The 21,573-nt window shown below is 68.7% G+C and carries 25 protein-coding genes and 1 riboswitch; of the genes, 16 read left to right on the top strand and 9 right to left on the bottom strand.

Features of this window, described 5'->3' with window-relative positions; translation table 11 throughout:
* Window positions 1-47 precede the first annotated feature (47 nt).
* Complete coding sequence (locus MAA8898_RS05565; RefSeq protein ID WP_176445072.1) at window positions 48-800, top strand: DUF1036 domain-containing protein; 753 nt, start codon at window positions 48-50, stop codon at window positions 798-800.
* Window positions 801-854: 54 nt separating this feature from the next.
* Window positions 855-2,078, top strand: a complete 1,224-nt coding sequence (gene arsJ / locus MAA8898_RS05560; protein ID WP_094020024.1) for an organoarsenical effux MFS transporter ArsJ — start codon at window positions 855-857, stop codon at window positions 2,076-2,078.
* A 78-nt stretch (window positions 2,079-2,156) separates the two neighbouring features.
* Here arsJ and MAA8898_RS05555 read toward each other — a convergent pair whose 3' ends face one another.
* Window positions 2,157-2,621: a MarR family winged helix-turn-helix transcriptional regulator gene (locus MAA8898_RS05555; protein ID WP_094019971.1), complete on the bottom strand. Its 465-nt coding sequence runs from the start codon at window positions 2,619-2,621 to the stop codon at window positions 2,157-2,159.
* A 105-nt stretch (window positions 2,622-2,726) separates the two neighbouring features.
* On the opposite strand from MAA8898_RS05555, the gene hmgA reads away from it, so the two are divergent.
* Entirely contained in the window at window positions 2,727-4,079 is a 1,353-nt protein-coding gene (gene hmgA, locus MAA8898_RS05550) for a homogentisate 1,2-dioxygenase (protein WP_094019970.1), read from the top strand.
* Between the two features lie 136 nt (window positions 4,080-4,215).
* On the top strand, window positions 4,216-5,481 hold the full coding sequence (gene fahA, locus MAA8898_RS05545; protein ID WP_094019969.1) for a fumarylacetoacetase: 1,266 nt from the start codon (window positions 4,216-4,218) through the stop codon (window positions 5,479-5,481).
* 2 nt (window positions 5,482-5,483) lie between these two features.
* On the opposite strand, the gene MAA8898_RS05540 is transcribed toward fahA, so the two are convergent.
* On the bottom strand, window positions 5,484-6,047 hold the full coding sequence (locus MAA8898_RS05540) for a DUF2585 family protein (protein WP_094020023.1): 564 nt from the start codon (window positions 6,045-6,047) through the stop codon (window positions 5,484-5,486).
* 56 nt (window positions 6,048-6,103) lie between these two features.
* On the opposite strand from MAA8898_RS05540, the gene MAA8898_RS05535 reads away from it, so the two are divergent.
* The 6 genes from MAA8898_RS05535 (at window position 6,104) to MAA8898_RS05510 (ending at window position 10,576) form a co-directional block, all read left to right on the top strand.
* Entirely contained in the window at window positions 6,104-7,054 is a 951-nt protein-coding gene (locus tag MAA8898_RS05535) for an MBL fold metallo-hydrolase (protein ID WP_094019968.1), read from the top strand.
* Entirely contained in the window at window positions 7,051-7,338 is a 288-nt protein-coding gene (locus MAA8898_RS05530; protein WP_094019967.1) for a hypothetical protein, read from the top strand. Before MAA8898_RS05535 ends, MAA8898_RS05530 begins: the two co-directional genes overlap by 4 nt.
* An 11-nt stretch (window positions 7,339-7,349) precedes the next feature.
* Entirely contained in the window at window positions 7,350-8,972 is a 1,623-nt protein-coding gene (locus tag MAA8898_RS05525; protein ID WP_094019966.1) for an FAD-dependent oxidoreductase, read from the top strand.
* A 3-nt stretch (window positions 8,973-8,975) separates the two neighbouring features.
* Entirely contained in the window at window positions 8,976-9,179 is a 204-nt protein-coding gene (locus MAA8898_RS05520; protein WP_094019965.1) for a DUF2783 domain-containing protein, read from the top strand.
* A gap of 68 nt (window positions 9,180-9,247) precedes the next feature.
* Complete coding sequence (locus tag MAA8898_RS05515) at window positions 9,248-9,637, top strand: carboxymuconolactone decarboxylase family protein (protein WP_094019964.1); 390 nt, start codon at window positions 9,248-9,250, stop codon at window positions 9,635-9,637.
* Window positions 9,638-9,703: 66 nt separating this feature from the next.
* A complete protein-coding gene (locus MAA8898_RS05510; RefSeq protein ID WP_094019963.1) occupies window positions 9,704-10,576 on the top strand; it encodes a sulfotransferase domain-containing protein in 873 nt (290 codons plus the stop codon).
* 4 nt (window positions 10,577-10,580) lie between these two features.
* Here the strand turns inward: MAA8898_RS05510 and cobS are convergent, their stop codons facing one another.
* Genes cobS through cobU form a run of 3 tightly spaced genes read right to left on the bottom strand, consistent with a single transcriptional unit; the run spans window position 10,581 to window position 12,849 of the window.
* A complete protein-coding gene (gene cobS, locus MAA8898_RS05505; RefSeq protein WP_094019962.1) occupies window positions 10,581-11,336 on the bottom strand; it encodes an adenosylcobinamide-GDP ribazoletransferase in 756 nt (251 codons plus the stop codon).
* Complete coding sequence (cobT, locus tag MAA8898_RS05500; RefSeq protein WP_094019961.1) at window positions 11,333-12,340, bottom strand: nicotinate-nucleotide--dimethylbenzimidazole phosphoribosyltransferase; 1,008 nt, start codon at window positions 12,338-12,340, stop codon at window positions 11,333-11,335. The genes cobS and cobT overlap by 4 nt, the downstream gene beginning before the upstream one ends.
* Window positions 12,337-12,849, bottom strand: coding sequence for a bifunctional adenosylcobinamide kinase/adenosylcobinamide-phosphate guanylyltransferase (gene cobU, locus MAA8898_RS05495; protein WP_094019960.1), 513 nt, complete (start codon window positions 12,847-12,849; stop codon window positions 12,337-12,339). The genes cobT and cobU overlap by 4 nt, the downstream gene beginning before the upstream one ends.
* 72 nt (window positions 12,850-12,921) lie before the next feature.
* Between cobU and MAA8898_RS05490 the strand changes: the two genes are divergently transcribed.
* The 4 genes from MAA8898_RS05490 to cobD are packed head-to-tail and all read left to right on the top strand — an operon-like array spanning window position 12,922 to window position 16,187.
* The gene (locus MAA8898_RS05490) at window positions 12,922-13,476 is read left to right on the top strand and encodes a histidine phosphatase family protein (RefSeq protein WP_306456381.1); all 555 of its coding nucleotides are present in this window, start codon (window positions 12,922-12,924) and stop codon (window positions 13,474-13,476) included.
* Window positions 13,477-13,480: 4 nt separating this feature from the next.
* Complete coding sequence (locus MAA8898_RS05485; RefSeq protein WP_094019958.1) at window positions 13,481-14,269, top strand: hypothetical protein; 789 nt, start codon at window positions 13,481-13,483, stop codon at window positions 14,267-14,269.
* Complete coding sequence (gene cbiB, locus MAA8898_RS05480; RefSeq protein ID WP_094019957.1) at window positions 14,266-15,201, top strand: adenosylcobinamide-phosphate synthase CbiB; 936 nt, start codon at window positions 14,266-14,268, stop codon at window positions 15,199-15,201. The genes MAA8898_RS05485 and cbiB overlap by 4 nt, the downstream gene beginning before the upstream one ends.
* 8 nt (window positions 15,202-15,209) lie before the next feature.
* Complete coding sequence (gene cobD / locus MAA8898_RS05475; RefSeq protein ID WP_094019956.1) at window positions 15,210-16,187, top strand: threonine-phosphate decarboxylase CobD; 978 nt, start codon at window positions 15,210-15,212, stop codon at window positions 16,185-16,187.
* Between the two features lie 30 nt (window positions 16,188-16,217).
* Here the strand turns inward: cobD and MAA8898_RS05470 are convergent, their stop codons facing one another.
* Genes MAA8898_RS05470 through cobO form a run of 4 tightly spaced genes read right to left on the bottom strand, consistent with a single transcriptional unit; the run spans window position 16,218 to window position 19,759 of the window.
* Window positions 16,218-17,663: a cobyric acid synthase gene (locus MAA8898_RS05470; RefSeq protein WP_094019955.1), complete on the bottom strand. Its 1,446-nt coding sequence runs from the start codon at window positions 17,661-17,663 to the stop codon at window positions 16,218-16,220.
* Entirely contained in the window at window positions 17,660-18,265 is a 606-nt protein-coding gene (locus MAA8898_RS05465) for an HAD family hydrolase (protein ID WP_094019954.1), read from the bottom strand. The genes MAA8898_RS05470 and MAA8898_RS05465 overlap by 4 nt, the downstream gene beginning before the upstream one ends.
* Window positions 18,265-19,146 carry a DUF1289 domain-containing protein gene (locus MAA8898_RS05460; protein ID WP_094019953.1) on the bottom strand — a complete coding sequence of 294 codons (882 nt, stop codon included), beginning with the start codon at window positions 19,144-19,146 and terminating at the stop codon, window positions 18,265-18,267. Before MAA8898_RS05460 ends, MAA8898_RS05465 begins: the two co-directional genes overlap by 1 nt.
* A 4-nt stretch (window positions 19,147-19,150) precedes the next feature.
* Window positions 19,151-19,759 carry a cob(I)yrinic acid a,c-diamide adenosyltransferase gene (gene cobO, locus MAA8898_RS05455; protein ID WP_094019952.1) on the bottom strand — a complete coding sequence of 203 codons (609 nt, stop codon included), beginning with the start codon at window positions 19,757-19,759 and terminating at the stop codon, window positions 19,151-19,153.
* A gap of 86 nt (window positions 19,760-19,845) precedes the next feature.
* A riboswitch (cobalamin riboswitch) is annotated at window positions 19,846-20,038 on the top strand.
* A 75-nt stretch (window positions 20,039-20,113) separates the two neighbouring features.
* Between cobO and MAA8898_RS05450 the strand changes: the two genes are divergently transcribed.
* Both MAA8898_RS05450 and cobW read left to right on the top strand, forming a co-directional pair.
* Window positions 20,114-20,503: a DUF1636 family protein gene (locus tag MAA8898_RS05450; RefSeq protein ID WP_094019951.1), complete on the top strand. Its 390-nt coding sequence runs from the start codon at window positions 20,114-20,116 to the stop codon at window positions 20,501-20,503.
* Window positions 20,500-21,555, top strand: coding sequence for a cobalamin biosynthesis protein CobW (gene cobW / locus MAA8898_RS05445; protein ID WP_094019950.1), 1,056 nt, complete (start codon window positions 20,500-20,502; stop codon window positions 21,553-21,555). The genes MAA8898_RS05450 and cobW overlap by 4 nt, the downstream gene beginning before the upstream one ends.
* The last annotated feature ends 18 nt before the right edge of the window (window positions 21,556-21,573 follow it).

Here is a 21,573-nt window from a genome sequence, read left to right as displayed (position 1 = left end):
CCATATTGCAGGCCATCAGACCTTTGTCCCGGCCTTTGAGGTATCCCATGCGCCTGCTTGCCCTGACCTTCTGCCTGCTGTCCTCCGGCCCCGCCATGGCGGGCCTGTCCTTCTGCAACGAAACCGCCAAGCCCGCCATGGTGGCCATCGGCTACAACGCGGACTCCGAGTGGGTGTCCGAGGGCTGGTGGAGCGTCGCCCCCGATGACTGCGCGCGGGTCATCTCCGGCGACCTGCGCAACCGCTTCTACTACTGGCACGCGGTCAACGAAGATGGCGACTTTGCCGCGGGAAAGTTCACCTTCTGTGTCCAGGACGATGCGTTCACCATCACCGGTGACACGGGCTGCGCCGACCGTGGCCTGCGCGAGGCCCGCTTTGCCGAACTGGATGTCGGCGCGGCGACCGAGGCCAGCGTTACCCTGACCCCGGTGGACGCCCCCCGCGCGACTCCGCCCGCCGCGGCCCCGCAGCCGCAACCCGCCCCCGCGACAGAGCCGGACCTGGCCGCGCTCACCGACTTGTTGCAGGGCCTCTGGGGGGACGCGGAAGAGTCCGCTTTCGCCACCCAGGTCTCTGGCACGCGCTTCATGGACTTCTTCGACGGCGTCCCGGTCTCCACCGGCACGATGACCCTGCAACCCACCTGCGAGGGCGACACCGACGGCCCCTATGTCCGGGTGGTCCATGACGACACCCGCAACAGCCCGCTGTGCTGGATGCTGTTCCGCCTCAACGCCGAAGAGTTTCATTTCCAGGCCGTCGGACAGGACAGCATCGTCCGCATGAAGAAGAGATGAATTTTCGTGACTGAAACCGTGCCCGCCGCCCGCCCGCAGGGCCTGGCCGCCTACATGGCGGTGACGGCGGCCTACTGGGCCTTCATGCTGACCGACGGCGCACTGCGGATGCTGGTTCTCCTGCATTTTCACACGCTGGGCTTTTCGCCGGTGCAACTGGCCTGGCTGTTCCTGCTCTACGAACTGGCCGGCATCGTGACCAATCTCTCGGCCGGCTGGATCGCCGCGCGCTTTGGCCTGGCCTCGACGCTCTATGCCGGGCTGACGCTCCAGGTGGCGGCGCTGCTGGCGCTGGCGCAGCTTGACCCGGCCTGGGGGCTGTCCGCCTCGGTGATCTTCGTCATGGCGGTGCAGGGGGTGTCCGGCGTGGCCAAGGACCTGGCCAAGATGTCGGCGAAATCGGCGGTCAAGCTGCTGGCGCCCAAGGGGCAGGGTGGTCTCTTTCGCTGGGTCGCGGTGCTGACCGGGTCCAAGAACGCGGTCAAGGGGCTGGGCTTCCTGCTGGGCGCGGCCTTGCTGGCGCTGGCGGGGTTCGTCCCGGCGGTGCTCGGCATGGCATTGGTACTGGCGCTGGTGCTGCTGGCGGTGGCGCTGCGGATGCCGCCCGGTCTGCCGGCGGGCAGGAAGGGGGCGAAGGTCCGCGAGGTCCTGTCGACAGATCCCAACGTGAACTGGCTGTCGCTGGCACGGGTCTTCCTGTTCGGCGCGCGCGACGTCTGGTTCGTGGTCGGTATCCCGGTCTATTTCTACGCCGTGCTGTCGGACGGGACTGAGGCGGGCAACCGGCTGGCGTTTTTCACCATCGGCAGCTTCATGGCGGTCTGGACGATCCTCTACGGCGCCGTGCAGGCCAGCGCCCCGCGCGCCCTGCGCGCCGCCACCCGCCCCGAGGCCGAGATTGTCGCCGCCGCGCGGCACTGGGCGCTGGCGCTGACCGTGGTCCCGGCGCTGCTGGCGCTGCTCGTGTACGCCGCCGGCGCCCCCGCACCCTGGCTGACCGCGACGATCATCGCCGGCCTGCTGGTCTTCGGCGCGCTCTTCGCCATCAACTCCGCCCTGCACAGCTACCTGATCCTCGCCTTCTCGCGCGGCGAGCGGGTGACGATGGACGTGGGCTTCTACTACATGGCGAACGCGGCAGGCCGGCTGCTGGGCACGCTGCTCTCGGGCCTCAGCTACCAGCTTGGCGGCTTGCCGCTCTGCCTGGCCACCGCCGCCGTGATGCTGGGCCTCAGCGCGCTCGGCGCCGCCCGCCTGCGCCCCGTCCGAAACAGGTGACCGCCCTCGTACTTCTTTGGTTTGACAAATACCTCCGGGGGGTCCGGGGGGCGGAGCCCCCCGGCCGGTCGGATCGCGTCAGCGATCCGAAACCGCTGTCAACAGCGCCTGCAGCCCCGACTCCAGCCCGGCAAAGGCCTCGCCCAGCCGCGCCTCGATTTCCTGCTGGTAGGCCAGCGCCAAGGGCAACAGCTCTGCCATCAAGACGCGCCCCTTGGCCGTCAAGGCCAGCCGCACCAGCCGCCGGTCGCCCGCGTCCACCGCCTTCTCGATCAGGCCGGCCGCCTCCAGCCGAGAGGCGGTGCGGCTGACCTTGCTCTTTTCCATCGCCACCCGCGCCTCGATGTCCCGGACCGACACCGTCTCGGCCCCGTCGAGCGGCTGCGCGAGGTGCACCAGCACCCGCCATTCCGGGATCGAGATGCCAAAGCGCGCCCGGTACTGGCGCGCCAGTTCCTCGGAGGTGCGCTCGGCCGCCACCGCCAGCCGGTAAGGCGTGAAACGGCCCAGGTCAAAGTCGGGCAGGGTGGCGCGGTCCTTCATCCTCGGATCCCAAAGGTCTGCTTGAGGTGCAAGTTTAGACTTGACTTCATTGCACTTGCAACGAATAAATCCGCCCACGTCAGAACTTCCGGGGGAGGAGATTTCATGACCCGTTTCGAACTGCCGCAGGGCATGGTGCGCGCCGCCACCTGGGCCGGCACGCAAGAGGGCTACATGCCCGGCTTCGGCAACGATTTCGAAACCGAGGCGCTGCCCGGCGCGCTGCCGCAGGGCATGAACAGCCCGCAGAAATGCAACTATGGCCTCTACGGCGAACAGCTGTCCGGCACCGCCTTTACCGCCAACCCGCCGGAGCGGACCTGGTGCTACCGCATCCGCCCCTCGGTCAAACACTCGGCGCGTTATGCCAAGCTCGACCTGCCGCACTGGAAATCTGCGCCCAACGTAAACCCGGACGTGATCAGCCTGGGCCAGTACCGCTGGGACCCGGTGCCCACGCAGGACGGCCTGACCTGGCTGACGGGCATGCGCACCATGACCACGGCGGGGGACGTGAACACGCAGGTCGGCATGGCGAGCCACATCTACCTGGTGACCGAGTCGATGCAGGACGCCTATTTCTTCTCGGCCGACTCCGAGTTGCTGGTGGTGCCGCAGGAGGGTCGCCTGCGCTTTTGCACCGAGCTGGGCGTGATCGACGTCGAACCGAAGGAAATCGCGATCCTGCCGCGCGGCCTGGTCTACCGGGTCGAGGTGCTGGAGGGGCCGTGCCGGGGCTTTGTCTGCGAGAATTACGGCCAGAAGTTCGAACTGCCGGGGCGCGGCCCGATCGGCGCGAACTGCATGGCCAACCCGCGCGACTTCAAGGCGCCGGTGGCCGCCTATGAGGACCGCGAGGTGCCCTCGACTCTGACGGTCAAGTGGTGCGGCCAGTTCCACGTCACCGAGATCGGCCAGTCGCCGCTGGACGTGGTCGCCTGGCACGGCAACTACGCGCCCTACAAATACGACCTGCGCACCTACTGCCCGGTGGGCGCGATCCTGTTCGATCACCCCGATCCGTCGATCTTTACCGTGCTGACGGCTCCCAGCGGCGTGCCGGGGACGGCGAACATCGACTTCGTGCTGTTCCGCGAGCGCTGGATGGTGGCCGAGAACACCTTTCGCCCGCCGTGGTATCACAAGAACATCATGTCCGAGTTGATGGGCAACATCTATGGCCAATACGACGCCAAGCCGCAGGGGTTCGTCCCCGGTGGCATGAGCCTGCACAACATGATGCTGCCGCACGGGCCGGACCGTGATGCGTTCGAGAAGGCGTCGAACGCCAACCTTGGACCGGACAAGCTGGACAACACCATGTCCTTCATGTTCGAGACGCGCTTTCCCCAGCACCTGACGGAGTTCGCCGCGACGGAAGCACCGTTGCAGGACGACTACATCGACTGCTGGAAGAGCCTCGAGAAGAAGTTCGACGGCACGCCCGGGAAGAAGTAAGGAAGGGGGCTCTGCCCCCGTCGCCTCCGGCGACTCCCCCGAGGGTATTTGGAAAACCAAAGAAGACAGGGGCGGCGCCGGGTTCGCGGCGCAAGGCGGGGGTCATCCCGCTGCCCTTCAACCGACAGGACGACACATGCCCCTTCAACGATCCTGGGTGGAGAGTGCGAACTCCGCCGACACCGATTTCCCGCTGAACAACCTGCCCTACGGGTCGTTCCGGGCCGAAGGCGGCGAGGCGCATTGCGGCGTCGCCATCGGCGACATGATCCTGGATGTGACCGCGCTGGAGGCTGATGGGCTGATCCAGATGGACGACATGGACGAGGTGTTCTTCTTCGGGGTCTGGAACGAGTTCATGGCGCTGGGGCCGGCGGCCTGGGCCGCCTTTCGCGAAACCCTGACCGAGATGCTGGCCGAGGCCGCGCCCGATGCCGAGGCGCTGACCGCCTACATGGTGCCGCAGGCGGGGACCGGGATGCTGATGCCCTTCGCCGTGGCGGAATACACCGATTTCTACGCGTCCAAGCACCATGCGACCAACGTCGGCACCATGTTCCGGGGGCCGGAGAACGCGCTGCCGCCGAACTGGCTGTCGGTGCCCATCGGCTACAACGGGCGGGCGTCCTCGGTCGTGGTGTCCGGCACGCCGGTGCGCCGTCCCTGGGGGCAGGTGAAGGCGCCGGACGAGGCCCTGCCGCGCTTTGCCCCCTCGGCGCGGTTCGACTTCGAGCTGGAACTGGGCGCGGTGGTCGGGTTGGATTCGGAAGGGCCGGTCACGGTGGCGGAGGCGGACGCGATGATCTTTGGCTACGTTCTGCTGAACGACTGGTCGGCGCGCGACATCCAGGCCTGGGAGTACCAGCCGCTGGGGCCGTTCCAGGCCAAGGCAACGGCGACCTCGATCAGTCCGTGGATCGTGCCAAAGGCCGCCCTGGAGCCGTTCCGCGTCGCCACGCCGGAGCGCGACCGGCCCTTGCTGGACTACCTGCAGGAGCCCGGTCCGATGCTCTATGACATCGATCTCGAGGTGGGTCTGTTGCCGGAGGGCGGAGGGGAGACGGTCATCACGCGGACCAACTACCGCGAGATGTATTACTCCTCGGCGCAGCAACTGGCGCATCACACGACCAGCGGCTGCCCGATGTCGGTGGGGGACCTGCTGGGGTCCGGCACCATCTCGGGCCCGGCCAGGGACAGCCGGGGTGCGCTGCTGGAACTGGCCTGGGGCGGCAAGGAGCCGATCACGCTGGAGGGCGGCGCGACGCGCAGCTTCCTGGAGGACGGCGATACCGTGACACTGCGCGGCGCGGCCATGGGGGATGGCTATCGCATCGGCTTTGGCGCCTGCACCGGGCAGCTGTTGCCGGCGCTGGACGATCCCTACGGGGGGCGGGGATGAGCCTAGAGGCCCTGCTGCCATTGCAGGACGGCATCCACCGGCCAGAACAGCATCAGCACGTTCAGCGCCAGCCCGTCGCGGATCAGGATCGCGGTCAGCACCTCGAGCCCGATCACGATGGCCACGCTGACCCAGACCGGCAGCACCCGCGCCAGGTAGAAACCGATCACCATGGCCACCAGGTCGAAGATCGAGTTGATCACGCTGTCGCCGTTGTAATCCAGCGAGACGGTGACCGCGCGATAGCGTTCGATCACCATAGGCGTGTTTTCCAGCACCTCCCAGGCGGCCTCGGCCACCAGCGCCAAAGCGAGGCGCAGGTTCAGGCTGAGGCGCGAGGCGACCAGTGCCAGGATGCCGTAGAAAGCCAGGCCGTGGATCAGGTGGCTGGGCGAATAGAGGTCGAACAGGTGCTGACTGCCCTCTTCGGGCGGGGTGCCCGGCCCGGCCCAGAAGTCGATCCGCCCGCAGGGGCAGATCCAGTCGCGGCCCATCAGGGCGAGGATCACCGCCAGCACAAGCGCGCTGGCGACAAAGATCAGGGCGGGTTTCAGGGCGTTGCTCATGATCCGCGATGCAATCACAGGGGCGTGTCCGCGTCCAGAGACTTGAAAGGTGCACGATGAGCAAGGCCTTTGCCTCCGCCGGAGACATGACCGAGAAGAAGACCTCCTTTACTCAGGTGGGTGACGGGCTCTACGCCTTCACCGCCGAGGGCGACCCCAACACCGGCGTCATCATCGGCGACGAGTCGGTGATGATCGTCGAGGCGCAGGCGACGCCGCGCCTGGCGCGCAAGGTGATCGAGCATGTGCGTTCGGTCACGGACAAGCCGATCAGCCACCTGGTGCTGACGCATTACCACGCGGTGCGGGTGCTGGGCGCCTCGGCCTATGGTGCGCGGGAGATCATCATGTCCGACGTGGCGCGGTCGATGGTGGCCGAGCGCGGGCAGGAGGACTGGGACAGCGAGTTCGACCGCTTTCCGCGCCTCTTCCAGGGGCACGAGGAAATCCCCGGCCTGACCTGGCCGACGACGACCTTTTCCGAGTCCATGACCGTCTACCTGGGCAAGCGGCGCGTCGACATCATGACGCTGGGCCGGGCGCACACGGCGGGCGACGCGGTGGTCTGGGTGCCCGATCAGGAGGTGATGTTCACCGGCGACATCGTCGAATACCATTCGGCCTGCTACTGCGGCGACGGGCATTTCAACGACTGGCACGAGACGCTGGCCAACATCGCCGCCTTTGAGCCGCAGGCCATCGCGCCGGGCCGGGGTGACGCGCTGGTGGGGCCGGAGATGGTGGCCAAGGCCATCGCCGCGACCGAGGATTTCGTCCGCTCCACCTACAAGCCGGTCGAAAAGGTCGTCGCGCGCGGCGGTACGCTGAAAGAGGCCTGGGACGCGGTGCGCGCGGCCTGCGACCCCAAGTTCAAGGACTACGCCATCTACGAGCATTGCCTGCCCTTCAACGTCGCCCGCGCCTATGACGAGGCGCGCGGCATCGACACGCCGCGCATCTGGACGGCGCAGCGGGACAAGGACATGTGGGCGGCGTTGCAGGGGTGAGCACGCTCGATGCCCTGGCCAGCCTTGCGACGGGGCTTGCCGCGCTGGCGCTGGGGGTGGGCCTGTTGGCCCTCTGGTTGCATTTCGTCCGCCACGCAACGCGGCAGCTGCGTCAGGATGGCATGGCGCGGGCCATGCTCTCGGCGCGCTGGCTGCGCGAGGGGCTGGCCACGCTGCGCCTGTCCCGCGTCGGGCAGATGTCCCGCGCCATGGCGCTGCTGTTCGCCGTATCGGGCGGTGTGTCGGTGCTGCTCGCCTTCGTTCTGTCCCGCCTGACCGTCTGAGAGGAACCGCCATGATCCAGGACCGCTACCAGCTAGCCTTCAAGCTCTACCCCTACGAGCGTTCTTCTGACCAGGATGCCGAAACAACTGTCCGGCACCCGGTTGTCGTCATGGGCGGCGGCCCCATCGGCGTGGCGACCGCCCTCGACCTCGGACTTCAGGGCATACCGGTCGTCCTGCTGGACGATCACGAGGGCGTCGGGCAGGGCTCCCGCGCGATCTGTTTCGCCAAGCGCTGTCTCGAGATCGCCGACCGTTACGGCGCGGGCGAGGCGATGCTGCAAAAGGGCGTGGTCTGGAACCTCGGCAAGGTGTTCCATGACGACCGCAAGGTCTACGAGTTCAACCTGCTGCCCGAGGCGGGGCACAAGTTCCCCGCTTTCATCAACCTGCAACAGCCCTATTTCGAACGATTCCTTGTCGAACGCGTCCGCGAGGCGCAGGCGGCTGGTGCGCCTATCGAAATCCGCGGAAAGAACCGCGTCGACAGTGTCACCGTGCAGGACGATCATGCCGTTCTGGAGATCGCCACGCCCGAGGGGCCGTACACCATCGAGGCCGACTGGCTGATCGGCTGCGACGGCGCCTCCAGCCCGCTGCGCAAGATGATGGGGCTGGATTTCGAAGGCCGCGTGTTCGAGGACAGCTTTCTCATCGCCGACATCCGCATGGTCAACGAAACCTTCCCGACCGAACGCTGGTTCTGGTTTGAGCCGCATTTCAAGTCCGGCGCCTCGACCCTGCTGCACAAGCAGCCCGATGGCATCTGGCGGGTCGATTTCCAGATCGGCTGGGACGTGGACCGCAAGGAGGAGCTGAAAGAAGAGAACGTGCGCCGCCGCCTCGACGCGATGCTTCCGGGGGTGGAGTACGAGATCGTGTGGACCTCGATCTACACCTTCCAGTGCCGCCGGATGAAGAAATTCCGCCATGGACGCGTGATCTTTGCCGGGGACGCCGCGCACCAGGTCAGCCCCTTTGGCGCGCGGGGGGCGAATTCGGGGATGCAGGACGTGGACAACCTCGGCTGGAAGCTGGGGCTGGTGATCCGGGGCAAGGCACCCGACCGCCTGCTCGACAGCTACGACTGGGAGCGCATCCACGGCGCGGACGAGAACATCCTCAATTCCACCCGATCCACCGATTTCATCACGCCGAAGTCCAAGATCAGCCATGTCTTTCGCAACGCGGTGCTGGACCTGGCGGAACACCACGCGTTTGCCCGCCCGCTGGTGAACTCGGGGCGTTTGTCGGTGCCCTGCACCTATGACGGCGGGCCCTTGAACGGCGTCGATGCGCTGCATGGCGGCCCGTCGCGGACCCGGCCCGGCAGCCCCTGTCCCGATGCGCCGCTGGGCGCGGGCTACCTGCTGGAGCGGCTGGGCGGCGATTTTAGCCTGCTGACGGTCGATGCGGAGGCGCCCGAGACGCTGGAGGAGGCCGGGATCGGAGTGCGGCGCGTGGCGCTGTCCACCAAGGACGACCCGAGCGGGGCGCTGGCGCAGCGTTACCTGGGCGAGGCGTCGCAGGCCGTCTACCTGATCCGCCCGGACCAGCACGTCGTGGCGCGCTGGGCCTTCTTCGACGAAACCTCGCTGCGCACCAACCTGCGCCGCGCGATAGGACGGGAGTAGCCCATGCCCCTCAGGACCGATCCCAACATCCCCGACCCGGATGGATTCTACGAGCGCCTGATCGCCGCCCATAACGGCCTCAGCGAGGACGAAAGCGCCGCGTTGAACGCCCGCCTGATCCTGATTCTGGCCAATCAGGTCGGCGATCCTGCGGTGCTGAAACAGGCCTTGGCACTGGCGCGCGATCCGGGCGGGCCGGCGGCCTGACCCTTCGGCCTCTGGCCCATCCCCGCGCCGCGTGGCATCACACTGCGGCCAACAGAGCGGAGACCGACGTGAGCACGTTTGACGAAGACCTCTTTCTCAAGGGGCTGGAACAGCGCAAGGCGACGCTGGGCGCGGAATACGTTGAAAAGAACCTTGCCGCCGCCGATGATTTCACCCGGCCGTTCCAGGAGGCGATGACCGCCTGGTGCTGGGGGTTCGGCTGGGGCGACGAGGTGATCGAGCCCAAGACCCGCAGCATGATGAACCTGGCGATGATCGGCGCGCTGGGGCGGATGCACGAATGGGAAATCCATTGCCGGGGCGCGCTGACAAATGGCGTCACCAAGGAAGAGATCCGCGCGATCATCCATGTGGTGGCGATCTACTGTGGCGTGCCGATGGGGCTGGAATGCTTCCGCGTGGCCCGCAAGGTGCTGGAGGAACAGGGGCAGCTCTGACGCGGGGGCGGTTTTCCCTCGCCATGCCGTGCCCTGTGCGGCAGGCTGCGGCGAGGAGGACCGCCGATGACCCTTGCCGCCGAACCGCCGCAGCGCGATTACGTCTCCGATCTGACCGATTCCCGCCGCTGGCAGGCGTTTACGCCGCGCGAGGGCGATATCGTCGTCTGTACCCCGGCCAAGTCCGGCACCACCTGGACGCAGGGCATCCTGGCGATGCTGATCGCGGCGGATCCCGGCGTCGACGCGCAGACCTCGATGAAATCGCCCTGGATCGACATTGCCCTGCGCCCGCTGGACGAGGTCATGGCCCGGCTGGAGGCGCAGGACCACCGGCGGCAGGTCAAGACGCACACCTCCTTCGACGGGATCCCGTACTGGCCGCAGCTGCGCTACGTCACCGTCTACCGCCACCCGATCGACGTGCATTTCTCCTACCGCAAGCACTACGCCAACCAGACCAAGGCACGGTTTGCCGATCACCTGTTTCCTGAGGATCCCTCCGAAAGCTTCCGCATCTTCCTCGAGGCGGACCATGCCGACGGCGCGAGCCTGGTGACCATCGTCCGGCACTACCGGGAGACGCTGGCGCGCGAGCCGCGCGAGAACCTGTTGCGCCTGCACTACGCCGACATGCTGCGCGACCTGCGCGGTGCGGTGACGCGCATTGCTGCGCACGCGGGGATCGACACGCCGGGCGATCTGCTGGAGGACATCGTTCAGGCGGCGACTTTTGACAGCATGAAGGCCAATGCCCACCGATTTACCCCCTCGGCGGGGCAGGAGTTCTGGCAGAGCGACGCGGGGTTCTTCGACTCGGCCACGTCGAACAAGTGGGAAGGGCAGTTGAGCGCCGACGATCTTGCCGCCTACGATGCGCGCATGTGCGAATTACTCGGCCCCGATGAACGCAAATGGCTGGAATGGGGAACGCGCTGAGTCCTTAGCCGAGCACCATGCTCAGGACCAGCAGACCCGCCGTCTCGCTGCACAGTTGCGCCGCCCCCAGCACGTCGCCGGTCTGCCCGCCCAGCAGGCGGCGCGCCTGAAGCGCGACAATCGCTGCCGCTAGCGCCATCGCTGCCAGTACGCCGATTGCCATGGGTCCGGTCGCCAGTGTGACCAGCAGGACCAGGGCCGCCCCCGGCAGCCAGACCCGCCATGCCGCCGTATCCCGCGCCTCTGCCGCCATCCGCCCCATGCCATCCGCCCGCGCGGGCGGCAACAGGTCCAGCACCAGCAGCATGGCAAGACGGCTGGCCACGGCCACCAGCAGCAGACCGGCCAGCGCGGGTCCCGGCAAAGACCCCAGCGCCGAGGCCGACAACCCCATGCTCAGCACCAGCGCGACCACGCCGTAACTGCCGATACGGCTGTCGCGCATGATCTCCAGCCGCCGGGTCCCGTCGCGCCCGCCCATGCCGTCGACAAAATCCGCCAGCCCGTCATGGTGCAGACCGCCGGTCAAAACGGCCGCGACAGCCAGCGCCACGAACCCCGCCGCCAACGGCGGCAGGCCCAGCACCTGCGCGGCCCAGAGCACCAGCCCCATGGCCAATCCCACCGGCAGCCCGGCCAGCGGAAAGGCCCAGCGCGCCTGCGTCAGGCTTGGCACCGGCTCCGGCAGGGTGCCCATCGGCAGGCGCGTCAGCATCATCATCGCCAGCCGCACTTCGCTGAGGCGGCGGCGCGGGGTCATGCGCCCGAGATGCCCGCTTCGGCGAAGGTGGCCATGCCGTTGTGGCAGGCCAGCGCGCCCTTGAGGATCGGCAGCGCCAGCGCCGCGCCTGACCCTTCGCCCAGCGCCATGCCAAGGTCCAGCAGCGGCGCCTTGCCCATGGCCTCGGCCAGCCTGCGGTGCCCCGGCTCGCGGCTCTGGTGCGCAATCAGGCAATGCGCCAGCAGGTCCGGGTCGGCGGCGAACAGCGGCGTGACCGCCGCCGTGCAGATGAAGCCGTCCAGCAGCACCGGGATCCGCGCCATCCGCGCCGCCAGCACCGCGCCGCAGAGGGCGGCCTGTTCACGCCCGCCCAGCGCGGCCAGCCGCATCATCGGCGACAGCGCGCCATGCCGCACGATCGCCTCGGCCACCACGCGCGCCTTCAGCGCCACGCCCGCCGGGTTCGACCCGGTGCCGGGGCCGACCCAGTCCGCCGCGCTGCCGCCAAAGGCCGCAAAGGCCAGCGCCGCCGCCACGGTCGAATTGCCGATGCCCATTTCGCCCAGCAGCAGCACGTCCGCCTGTGCGTCCACCGCCGCCGCCCCGCGCCGCAGCGCGTCGAGGCAGTCGTCCTCATCCATCGCCGGGGCGCTGGTGAAATCGCGCGTCGGCCGGTCGAGGTCCAGCGCGATCACCTCCAGCGTCGCCCCCGCCGCCGTGCACAGCTGGTTGATCGCGGCACCCCCGGCGGCAAAGTTCGCCACCATCTGCGCCGTCACCTCCTGCGGAAAGGGATTCACCCCCTGCGCGCAGACCCCGTGGTTGCCGGCAAAGACCAGCGCCTGCGCCCGGTCGATCCGCGGCCGGTCGGTGCCGCGCCAGCCGGCCATGAAGGCGGCCAGCTCTTCCAGCCGGCCCAGCGATCCCGGCGGTTTCGTCAGCTGGCTCTGGCGGGCGCGCGCGGCCTCGGCAGCGGCGGTGTCGAAGGTCGGCAGGTCCAGCGCGGTCACCGCGTCGAGCGAGGTCAGGGTCAGGTCGGTCATGTCGGTTTCACTCTCAAGGGGTGGCCGGCGACACAGAACCAGAGTTCGTCGCAGGCTTCGGCAACGTTTTGATTGAGCAGGCCCGCCGCGTCGCGGAACGCGCGGGCGAGGGCGTTTTCGGGCACGATCCCGGCGCCGACCTCGTTGGTGACAAAGATCACCGGCGAGGTCTGCCGGGGCAGGGCGGCCACCACGTCACGCGCCGCCGCCTGCCAGTCCGCGTCCGACAGCATCAGGTTGGTCAGCCACAGCGTCAGGCAGTCCACCAGCCGCGGGCCGGCACCATCCGAAGCATCGAGCGCGCCGACCAGGTCCAGCGGCGCCTCGACGGTGCGCCATTCCTCGCCGCGCCGCGCCTTGTGTTGGCCGATGCGGTCGCTCATCTCGGCGTCATGCGCCTCGGCTGTGGCGATGTAGATCGCGGGCGCGCCGAACCCGAGCGTCACGCGCTCTGCAAAGCGGCTCTTGCCCGAGCGTGCGCCGCCCGTGATGAGGATCGACTTTCCCATGCGGCCGTGACAAACCACGATCCGATCTGCTTGAAAAGCCCCGAAATGACACCGTCCCAGACCGCTGAACTGATGTTGATTCGACACGCGCCCGCGCTGCACGGCGGGCGGCTGTGCGGGCGGACGGATGTACCGGCGGACCTGTCGGATGTGGCTCTCGCGCCGCTGCGCGCCCTGCTGGCGGGCGTGGCGCATCGCGTGGCCAGCCCGGCGCTGCGCTGCGTGCAGACCGCCGGGGCGCTGTGGACGGGGCAGGACATCCCGATCGACGACCGCCTATGGGAACAGGACTTTGGCGCGCAGGACGGACTGCCCTTCGATCGGGTCCCGGACCTCGGCCCGCTGTCCTCCGAGGCGCTGGCCGCCCATCGCCCGCCGGGCGGCGAAAGCTTTGCCGACATGGCGGCGCGGGTCCGCCCGGCGCTGGAGGCGTTGGCTTCGAAGGCGCGTGCCGAGGGGCCTGTCGCCGTCGTCGCCCACGCGGGCACGGTGCGCGCGGCGCTGGCGCTGGCGCTGGGGACGGTGCCGCCCGCGCTGGCCTTCGAAGTGGCGCCGCTGTCGCTGACCCGGCTGCGCGTCTACGAAGGCGGGCTGTCGGTGATGTCGACCAACTGGCGCGCGGCCTGAGCGGATGGTCTTTGTCGCCGGGCATTTCGGGGAATGGTTGCAGGGGCGGTTGGGGCCGGACGGTCCGCTGGTGCTGGTCACCCTGGCCTGCGCGGTGCGGGGTGTGCATGCAGAGCGCTTGGGTGACGGTCCGCTGCGCATCGAGGGCACGCCGCCGCCGGTGTCGGTCGACCAGGCGCGGCTGTGCCTTGAGGCGCTCGGGGCGCCTGCGAAAGGACAGTATGCTTTCCGCCCGGATCTGGCGCCCGGAGGCGGCGCAGGCATGTCCACCGCCGCACTGGTCGGCCTGGCGCGGCTGGCCGGGATCGACGGGGCTGAGGTTGCCCGCGCCTGCCTCGCCGCCGAGGGCGCCAGCGATCCGCTGATGTGGCCCGCGCCGGACCGGTTGCTCTGGGCCTCCAGGCAGGCAGAGACGCTGCGCCACCTTGGTCCGGTCCCGCGCTGCGAAATCCTTGGCGGGTTCTGGGGCGGGCCGTCGCGGACCGACCCGAAAGATATTCAGTTCCCGGATGTTACGGACCTTGTTTCAAGCTGGGACAGCGCCGATCTGCGCGGCAAAGCGCGGCTGGCGAGCCTCTCGGCCACCCGTTGCACGGCCCTGCGCGGACCCGTGGATGACCCGATGGCGGATCTGGCCGAGCGCTTGGGGGCGCTGGGACATTCGCGTGCGCACACCGGATCGGCGCGGGCGCTGATCTTTGCGCCCGGAACGGTGCCGTCGGGGGCCGCGGCGGTGCTGGCCGCTGCGGGTCTGACCGGCGTCTTTCAGTTCGCAACCGGGGGCGCGGAATGACATTTGCGCTGGTCATGGCGGTGGGGTTTGCGCTGGACGTGGCGCTTGGCTGGCCCGCCGCGCTCTATCGGCGGCTGTCGCATCCGGTGGTCTGGATCGGGGCGCTGATCTCGGCGCTGGAGGGGCGCCTGAACCGGGGCAGTCCGCGTCGCCGCCTGCTGACGGGGGCGCTGACGGTTGTGATCGTGATCGGGGTGGCCATCGCGCCCGCGCTGCTGCTTCAGCGGCTGGTGCCGGAAGGATGGATCGGCGCGGCGATCCTGGGCCTCTGTGCCTGGCCGCTGATCGCCGTGCGGTCGATGCACGCGCATGTTGCCGCGGTGCGCGATCCCTTGGAGGTGGGCAATCTCGCCGAGGCGCGCCATGCCCTGTCGATGATCGTCGGTCGCGACCCCAGCCGCCTCGACGAGGCGGGCATCGCGCGGGCCACGCTGGAAAGCCTGGCCGAGAACACCTCGGACGGGATCGTCGCACCGCTGTTCTGGGGTGTCGTGGGTGGTCTGCCCGGGATCGTCGCCTACAAGGCGGTGAATACGATGGATTCGATGATCGGCCATCGCAATGCGCGCTACGAATGGTTCGGCAAAGTGGCGGCGCGGCTGGACGATGGGGTGAACCTTGTTCCTGCGCGCCTTACGGGATTCGTTTTCTCTATCGTTTCTGGTCGGTTGTCGTCATCTCTTCGAGTCATGTCGCAGGATGCGCGCCATCACCGCTCGCCCAATGCGGGCTGGCCCGAGGCGGCGCTGGCGGGCGCGCTGGGTGTGCGTCTGTCCGGCCCGCGCGTCTACAGCGACCGGCTGGCCGAGGAACCCTGGGTCAATGCCACGGCGCCGGACCCGGATGCCTCCGGCATCAGCCGTGGCCTTGCGCTCTACCTCCGGGCCATGGTCTTGTGCGGCGCGGTCCTCGTGGCCCTTGCAGCACTCTAGGGGGTCACATGCGCGATCACGGCGGCGATCTGGACCGGGCGATGGCTCTCTACGGTGCGGGTGACTGGCTGGACCTGTCCACCGGCATCAACGCGCGACCCTATCCCCTGCCTGACCTGCCCGCGCGCGCCTGGACGGCGCTGCCGACGCGCGCCGAGGTCGCCAGGCTGGAGCAGGCCGCCCGCACGGCCTACGGCGCCGGCGAGGGCGTGGCCTGCGTGGCGCTGGCCGGGGCACAGGCGGCGATCCAGCTGGTGCCGCGCCTTGCCTCGGCTGGGGCCGCCCGCGTCGTCGGACCGACGTACAACGAACACGCCGGGGCGCTGGCCGCACAGGGCTGGGAGGTCGGCCAAGTGCCTGACATCGCGGCATTGAGGGGGGCGGCGCTGGGGGTGGTGGTGAACCCGAACAACCCGGACGGACGGCTCTGGACCCCCGAGGCGCTGATCGCGCTGGCGCGGGACGTGGGACTGCTGGTGGTCGACGAAAGCTTTGCCGACCCGGTGCCGGAGTATTCGCTGGTGCGCTACCTCGACCGGCTGCCGGACGGGGTCAACATCCTGGTGCTGCGGTCCTTCGGCAAGTTCTACGGGCTGGCGGGCCTGCGGCTGGGGTTCGCCCTTGGTGCGCCTGGGCTGATCGACCTGATGCGGGCGCTGGCCGGGCCCTGGGCCGTGGGTGGACCCGCGGTCGTGGCCGGGGGCGCGGCGCTGACGGACCGCGCCTGGCAGGAGGCGACCACCGCGCAGCTGGCCCGCGACGCGGTGCGGTTGGACGCGCTGGCGACGGCTGCGGGCTGGTCCTTTGTCGGCGGGACGGTGTTGTTCCGCACCTACGAGGTGGGCGATGCCGAGGCAGTGCAGGCGCGGCTGGCGCGGGCGAACATCTGGGTCCGGCGGTTTCCCTATGCGGCGGGATGGCTGCGGCTGGGTTTGCCGGGACGCGAGCCGGACTGGCAACGCCTAGAAGCGGTAATGGCGCCTTGAATCAAGGCTATAGGCGGTGTTCCTGATGTGTCACCGGGCCGCTGCGAACAACCCGTCCACATCCAGGTGCTGTTCCAGGTGGTCGGCCAGGGCGTCCAGCGTCGACTCGACGGTGGCGCCGTAAGAGGTCGCCCCGGACACGCCGAAACCGGCCAGGAAGGCCGCACGAAAACCATCGTCACGGAACATCCCGTGCAGGTAGCTGCCGCAGACGCGACCATCGGCACTGACCGCGCCTTCGGGCGAGTCGCCAACATAGGCAAAGGGGCGCGTGCGGTCCGGGCCGTCGCTGCGGCCGATGTGGATCTCGTAGCCCTGAAAGGTCGCACCGCTGGCAGCATGGCGGGCCTGCACCTCGGTCAGGGACTTGTCGGAGGTCATGACGGTGTCGATGCGCAACAGGCCCAGCCCGGGGTCGCGGCCTGCCGGCCCCTCGATCCCTTGCGGGTCGTCGATGTTGTCGCCAAGCATCTGGTATCCCCCGCAAATCCCCAGGACATGGCCGCCGCGGCGCAGATGCGCGCGCAGGTCGATGTCCCAGCCCTGGTCGCGCAGGAAGGCCAGGTCGCCACGCGTCGATTTGCTGCCCGGCAGGATCACGAGGTCGGCATCGCCGGGGATCGGCTGGCCGCGCATCAGCATCGTCAGGCGCACGCCGGGTTCCTGCGCCAACGGGTCCAGATCGTCGAAATTCGCCATGCGCGAGAGGCACAGGCAGACCACGTGCAGCCCCTCGGCGCGGGTCGCGGTTCGCAGGTCCAGCGCGTCCTCGGCGGGCAGGCGCCAGGCCTCGGGGAACCAGGGGGCGACGCCATAACCGCGCCAGCCGGTGCGCGCCTCGATCAGCGCATAGCCATCGTCGAAGAGACGAGGATCGCCGCGGAACTTGTTGATGAGAAATCCGGAAATCAGGTTGGCGTCCGCCGGGTCAAGGATCGCCTGCGTGCCGACGATCTGCGCGATGACGCCGCCCCGGTCGATGTCCCCGGCCAGGATCACCGGCACCCGCGCCGCCTGGGCAAAGCCCATGTTGGCAATGTCGCCCTTGCGCAGGTTCACCTCGGCCGGGCTGCCCGCGCCTTCGACGATGACAAGGTCATGTGCCGCTTTCAGGCGATTGAAACTTTGCAGAACGGAGTCAAGCAGTTGTGGCTTCATTTTCGCGTAATCGCGGGCCTTCGCCGTCGTCAGCCGCTTGCCCTGCACGATGACCTGCGCACCTACGTCCGTCTCGGGCTTCAGCAGGACGGGGTTCATGTCGGTGTGCGGCGCCAGCCCGCAGGCCAGCGCCTGCAATGCCTGCGCGCGGCCGATCTCGCCTCCGTCCGATGTGACGGCGGCGTTGTTGGACATGTTCTGCGGCTTGAATGGAGCCACCGACAGGCCACGGCGGCGCGCGGCGCGGCACAGCCCCGCCACCAGCATGGATTTCCCGACGTTGGAGCCGGTGCCCTGCAACATCAACGCGCGGCTCATGCCAGCCCCAGCCGTTCGGGCAGATCGGCGCGGGAACGGTCGTCGAACAGGAAGGTCTGCCAGCCGCGCTGCGCGGCGGCGGCGACATTGGCGCGGTTGTCGTCGATCAGCAGGATCTGCCGCGGCACCAACTGCGACCAACGTTCGATCTGGCCGTAGAACCCCGGATCGGGTTTTGCCACGCCCATCGGACCGGAGGCAAAGATCGTCTCAACTCTGGATGCGAAGCCCATGATCTGCATGATGTAATCGGCGCGCGGGGCGGGGTTGTTGGTGCCGATCACCGCGCGCTGCGGGCTTTGCTCCAACCAGGCGATTACTTGCGCGTCAGGCCGGTCCTCGCAGGTCAGCCATTGGGTCAGCAGGGTCTCGGCGGTGACCTCTGTTTCTTGGGTCGCCAGCCAGGCCGCCAGTTCGACCTCCAGCACCGCTTCGCCGCGCAGCACGCGGGCGGCCTGCCGGGGCTGGTTGAGGAAATCGCGGAACGCCTGCGGCGACAGGCCCAGCGCCTCGTCCAGCCGATCGACCCAGGCAAAGGGGCCCTCGGGCGGTTCGGCGTTCAGCACGCCGTCGAAATCCCAGACGACGAGGTCGGCGCTCATCACGGGGTCAGCAGCGCCGTGGCCACGTAGCCGGCGGGCAGCGGCACGGTGGGCGGCAGGTCCAGGCCCTGCGCGACGTGGTCCGGCAACAGGTGCGTGTGCGGCCCCGCAGGAGAGCTGCCGTCCGGTGGCGGGATCTTGGCGTCGATCTCGACCCTGAGGCAAGGGGTTTCCACGATGCGGACGGGGCTGGCCTGGGCCAGCGGCGCGCCGAGGTGTACGAGGTGATCGGGCCAGGGCAGTCCGACGGCGGCCTGCAACCGGGGCGCCAGCCGGGCATCGCAGCGCACGATGAACCGCGCCGCCCGCCGGCCAAGGCCGAGATCATAGCGCATCCCGTGAGCGTCCCGCACCAGCAGCGGCTCCGGGTCCGGCCCCAGCGGGCGCAGGGCACGTGGCGCGTCACGCGGGGCGCGGCCCTGCGGCACCGCCAGCGCGACCAGCGGAGGCAAATCGGGTCGGTCGATTTCGAAAGCGGTCAGGTAGTTGGTCGCCTGCAGGCGCAACGCTCCGCGCGGCAAGACCAGTGTCAGCACATCGTCGCGGATATCGGTCGTGCAGGCATCGCCCGGCAGGCGCCGGAATTCGGTCGATGCGCCCCAGACTCCAGCCGTCAGCGTTGCGCCATCCTCCAGCAGCCGCGCGGTCTGCGCCAGCAGGGTCTCGCCGCGCCAGGGTAACCGCCGCGCCGCCAGCCCCAGCGCCGAAGCGCGCGCCGGCAATGCCGCCCAGACCTGCGCCCGGAACGCCTCCGGAGCGCTGCCCCAGACGGCGATTTCGTCCAGCGTGCGGGCGCAGCCAATGCAGATCTGCGCCGCCTCGTCGATGACGCAGCGGGCGATGCAGGGGCTGGCGGGCGGCAGGCGGTCGAGGCGGCTCAAGGGGTTAAAACTCCACGCCTTTCTGTGCCTTCACCCCGTCGCGGAAGGGATGCTTTAGCAGCGTCATCTCGGTCACCAGGTCGGCGGCCTCGATCAGCTCGGGCTTGGCGTTGCGCCCGGTGAGGCAGACATGGGTCATGCGCGGCTTCTGCGTCAGCAGGAAATCGACCACCTCGTCGATGTCGAGGTAGTCATAGCGCAGCGCGATGTTGATCTCGTCCAGCAGGACAAACTGTATCTCGGGGTCCAGGATCTGTTCCTGCGCGATCTTCCAGCCGTTCTGGGCCGCGGCCACGTCCCGCTCTCGGTCCTGGGTCTCCCAGGTAAACCCCTCTCCGGAAACGAAAAATCGGCATTCCTCGGAGAACCGCTCGCGCAGGAAGGTCTTTTCCCCGGTCTCCCAGTTGCCCTTGATGAACTGCACCACGGCGCAGGGCATCCCGTGCGCGATGCAACGCATGATCATGCCGAACCCGGCCGAGGATTTGCCCTTGCCCGCGCCGGTATGGACCATGATCAGACCTTTTTCCTCGGTCTTGGTCTTCATCATCTCGTCGCGCGCGGCCTTGATGCGGCGCATCTTTTCGTTGTGGCGGGTCGTGATCTCGTCCATGGCATCCCCCTTGCGGTGCCGTTGCATCGCATCGCATCCCGGCCCCGTCAATCCGCGTGATGCATTGACATGGGCCGCGCGCTGGCGCACCACGCAGGAACGATGGTTTTCCCGGGAGCGCCCGGGGATGACAACAGGGAACGCGGTGCAACCCCGCGGCTGCCCCCGCAACTGTAAGCGGCGAGCGGATTTGCAACCTGCCACTGGCCACCCGGCCGGGAAGGCGCAAACCCGCAGTGACCCGCAAGCCAGGAGACCTGCCATCGTGACGTGCAACTGTGAACCGGGCGGGGTGCCCCGGAGGAGGTCGGACATGCCCATGCGCCCTGCGCACCAATTTCCGGACACCGCGCCATGAGCGCGCCGGCCGAACTGCTGGTCTGCGTCAAGTGCCGGCGCGGCGAGGAGATCCCCGAGGGGGGCGAACGCCCTGGCCAGCGCCTGTTCGACGCGCTTGCCGGGCGCGGAATGCCCGAGGGCGTGACCCTGCGCGCCGTCGAATGCCTGCAAAACTGCGACCACGGCTGTTCCGTCGCCATGCGCGGCGGGCCGGAGCGCTGGACCTATGTCTACGGAAACCTCCACGAGGCGTCGCATCCGGACCTGCTGGCCGAGGCTGCCGCCCTCTATCATGCGGCTGCGGACGGGGTGATACCCTGGCGCGCCCGCCCCGAACACTTCAAACGCAACTGCATCGCGCGCATCCCGCCCGAGACGCCTGTACCGCCAAAGGACACGCCATGACCGATCTCGCCAAGCTTCCCGTCACCGTCATCACCGGCTTTCTCGGCTCGGGCAAGACGACGCTGATCTCGCACCTGATGAAGAACCCGGGCGGCAAGCGGCTGGCCGTGGTGGTCAACGAATTCGGCGACGTCGGTGTCGATGGCGAGATCCTCAAGGGCTGCGCGATCCCCGAGTGTCCGATCGAGAACATCGTCGAACTGGCCAACGGCTGCATCTGCTGCACCGTGGCCGACGATTTCATCCCGACGATCGAGGCGCTGATGGCGCTGGACCCGCGCCCCGAGCACATCCTGATCGAGACCTCGGGCCTTGCCCTGCCGAAACCGCTGCTCAAGGCCTTTGACTGGCCGGATATCCGCTCGAGGATCACCGTCGACGGCGTGATCGCGCTGGCCGATGCCGAGGCGGTGGCGGCGGGCCGTTTTGCGCCCGATGTGGCGCGGGTGGACGCGCAGCGCCTGGCCGACGACAGCATCGACCACGAGACGCCGCTCTCGGAGGTGTTCGAGGACCAGATCTCCTGCGCTGATATCGTGTTGCTGACCAAGCCGGACCTCGCCGGTCCCGAGGGTGTGGCTAGGGCCCGCGCGATCATCGCCGCCGAGGCGCCGCGCCCGTTGCCGGTGATCGAGGTGGCCGAAGGCGTGGTCGATCCGCGCGTGATCCTGGGGCTGGAAGCGGCCGCCGAGAACGACATCGACGCGCGCCCCTCGCACCACGACGGTGCGGAAGACCATGACCACGAGGATTTCGACTCGGTCGTGATCGACATCCCCGAGGTCGCCACCCCGGCGGACCTGGTGGCGCGGATCGAGGAACTGGCAAAAAGCCAGAACATCCTGCGGGTCAAGGGCTACGCCAGCGTCGCGGGCAAGCCGATGCGCCTGCTGGTGCAGGCGGTCGGCGCGCGGGTGCGCCACCAGTACGACCGCCCCTGGCAGGCGGGCGAGGCACGGCAGGGCCGGCTTGTGGTGATCGCCGAACACGACGATATCCGCCCCGAGGCGATCCGCGCCGTGCTGGCGGGCGTGGCCCAGGCCGCGGAGTAAAGGTGTAGGGTGGGGTTT

Origin of the sequence: Antarctobacter aquimaris, from assembly GCF_900184945.1 — a bacterium.
In the GTDB taxonomy this organism is placed as follows: Bacteria; Pseudomonadota; Alphaproteobacteria; order Rhodobacterales; family Rhodobacteraceae; genus Maliponia; species Maliponia aquimaris.
Note: the sequence above shows the minus strand (reverse complement) of the source record. Positions and strands in the feature narration are given on the sequence as shown.

What these genes read in the sequence shown, in the direction of transcription:
- MAA8898_RS05565 (WP_176445072.1), top strand. Translation starts at nt 48, where the DNA reads ATGCGCCTGCTTGCCCTGACCTTCTGCCTGCTGTCCTCCGGCCCCGCC.
- arsJ (WP_094020024.1), top strand. Translation starts at nt 855, where the DNA reads ATGGCGGTGACGGCGGCCTACTGGGCCTTCATGCTGACCGACGGCGCA.
- MAA8898_RS05555 (WP_094019971.1), bottom strand. Translation starts at nt 2,621, where the DNA reads ATGAAGGACCGCGCCACCCTGCCCGACTTTGACCTGGGCCGTTTCACG.
- hmgA (WP_094019970.1), top strand. Translation starts at nt 2,727, where the DNA reads ATGACCCGTTTCGAACTGCCGCAGGGCATGGTGCGCGCCGCCACCTGG.
- fahA (WP_094019969.1), top strand. Translation starts at nt 4,216, where the DNA reads ATGCCCCTTCAACGATCCTGGGTGGAGAGTGCGAACTCCGCCGACACC.
- MAA8898_RS05540 (WP_094020023.1), bottom strand. Translation starts at nt 6,047, where the DNA reads ATGAGCAACGCCCTGAAACCCGCCCTGATCTTTGTCGCCAGCGCGCTT.
- MAA8898_RS05535 (WP_094019968.1), top strand. Translation starts at nt 6,104, where the DNA reads ATGAGCAAGGCCTTTGCCTCCGCCGGAGACATGACCGAGAAGAAGACC.
- MAA8898_RS05525 (WP_094019966.1), top strand. Translation starts at nt 7,350, where the DNA reads ATGATCCAGGACCGCTACCAGCTAGCCTTCAAGCTCTACCCCTACGAG.
- MAA8898_RS05520 (WP_094019965.1), top strand. Translation starts at nt 8,976, where the DNA reads ATGCCCCTCAGGACCGATCCCAACATCCCCGACCCGGATGGATTCTAC.
- MAA8898_RS05510 (WP_094019963.1), top strand. Translation starts at nt 9,704, where the DNA reads ATGACCCTTGCCGCCGAACCGCCGCAGCGCGATTACGTCTCCGATCTG.
- cobS (WP_094019962.1), bottom strand. Translation starts at nt 11,336, where the DNA reads ATGACCCCGCGCCGCCGCCTCAGCGAAGTGCGGCTGGCGATGATGATG.
- cobT (WP_094019961.1), bottom strand. Translation starts at nt 12,340, where the DNA reads ATGACCGACCTGACCCTGACCTCGCTCGACGCGGTGACCGCGCTGGAC.
- cobU (WP_094019960.1), bottom strand. Translation starts at nt 12,849, where the DNA reads ATGGGAAAGTCGATCCTCATCACGGGCGGCGCACGCTCGGGCAAGAGC.
- MAA8898_RS05490 (WP_306456381.1), top strand. Translation starts at nt 12,922, where the DNA reads ATGTTGATTCGACACGCGCCCGCGCTGCACGGCGGGCGGCTGTGCGGG.
- MAA8898_RS05485 (WP_094019958.1), top strand. Translation starts at nt 13,481, where the DNA reads ATGGTCTTTGTCGCCGGGCATTTCGGGGAATGGTTGCAGGGGCGGTTG.
- cbiB (WP_094019957.1), top strand. Translation starts at nt 14,266, where the DNA reads ATGACATTTGCGCTGGTCATGGCGGTGGGGTTTGCGCTGGACGTGGCG.
- cobD (WP_094019956.1), top strand. Translation starts at nt 15,210, where the DNA reads ATGCGCGATCACGGCGGCGATCTGGACCGGGCGATGGCTCTCTACGGT.
- MAA8898_RS05470 (WP_094019955.1), bottom strand. Translation starts at nt 17,663, where the DNA reads ATGAGCCGCGCGTTGATGTTGCAGGGCACCGGCTCCAACGTCGGGAAA.
- MAA8898_RS05465 (WP_094019954.1), bottom strand. Translation starts at nt 18,265, where the DNA reads ATGAGCGCCGACCTCGTCGTCTGGGATTTCGACGGCGTGCTGAACGCC.
- cobO (WP_094019952.1), bottom strand. Translation starts at nt 19,759, where the DNA reads ATGGACGAGATCACGACCCGCCACAACGAAAAGATGCGCCGCATCAAG.
- MAA8898_RS05450 (WP_094019951.1), top strand. Translation starts at nt 20,114, where the DNA reads ATGAGCGCGCCGGCCGAACTGCTGGTCTGCGTCAAGTGCCGGCGCGGC.
- cobW (WP_094019950.1), top strand. Translation starts at nt 20,500, where the DNA reads ATGACCGATCTCGCCAAGCTTCCCGTCACCGTCATCACCGGCTTTCTC.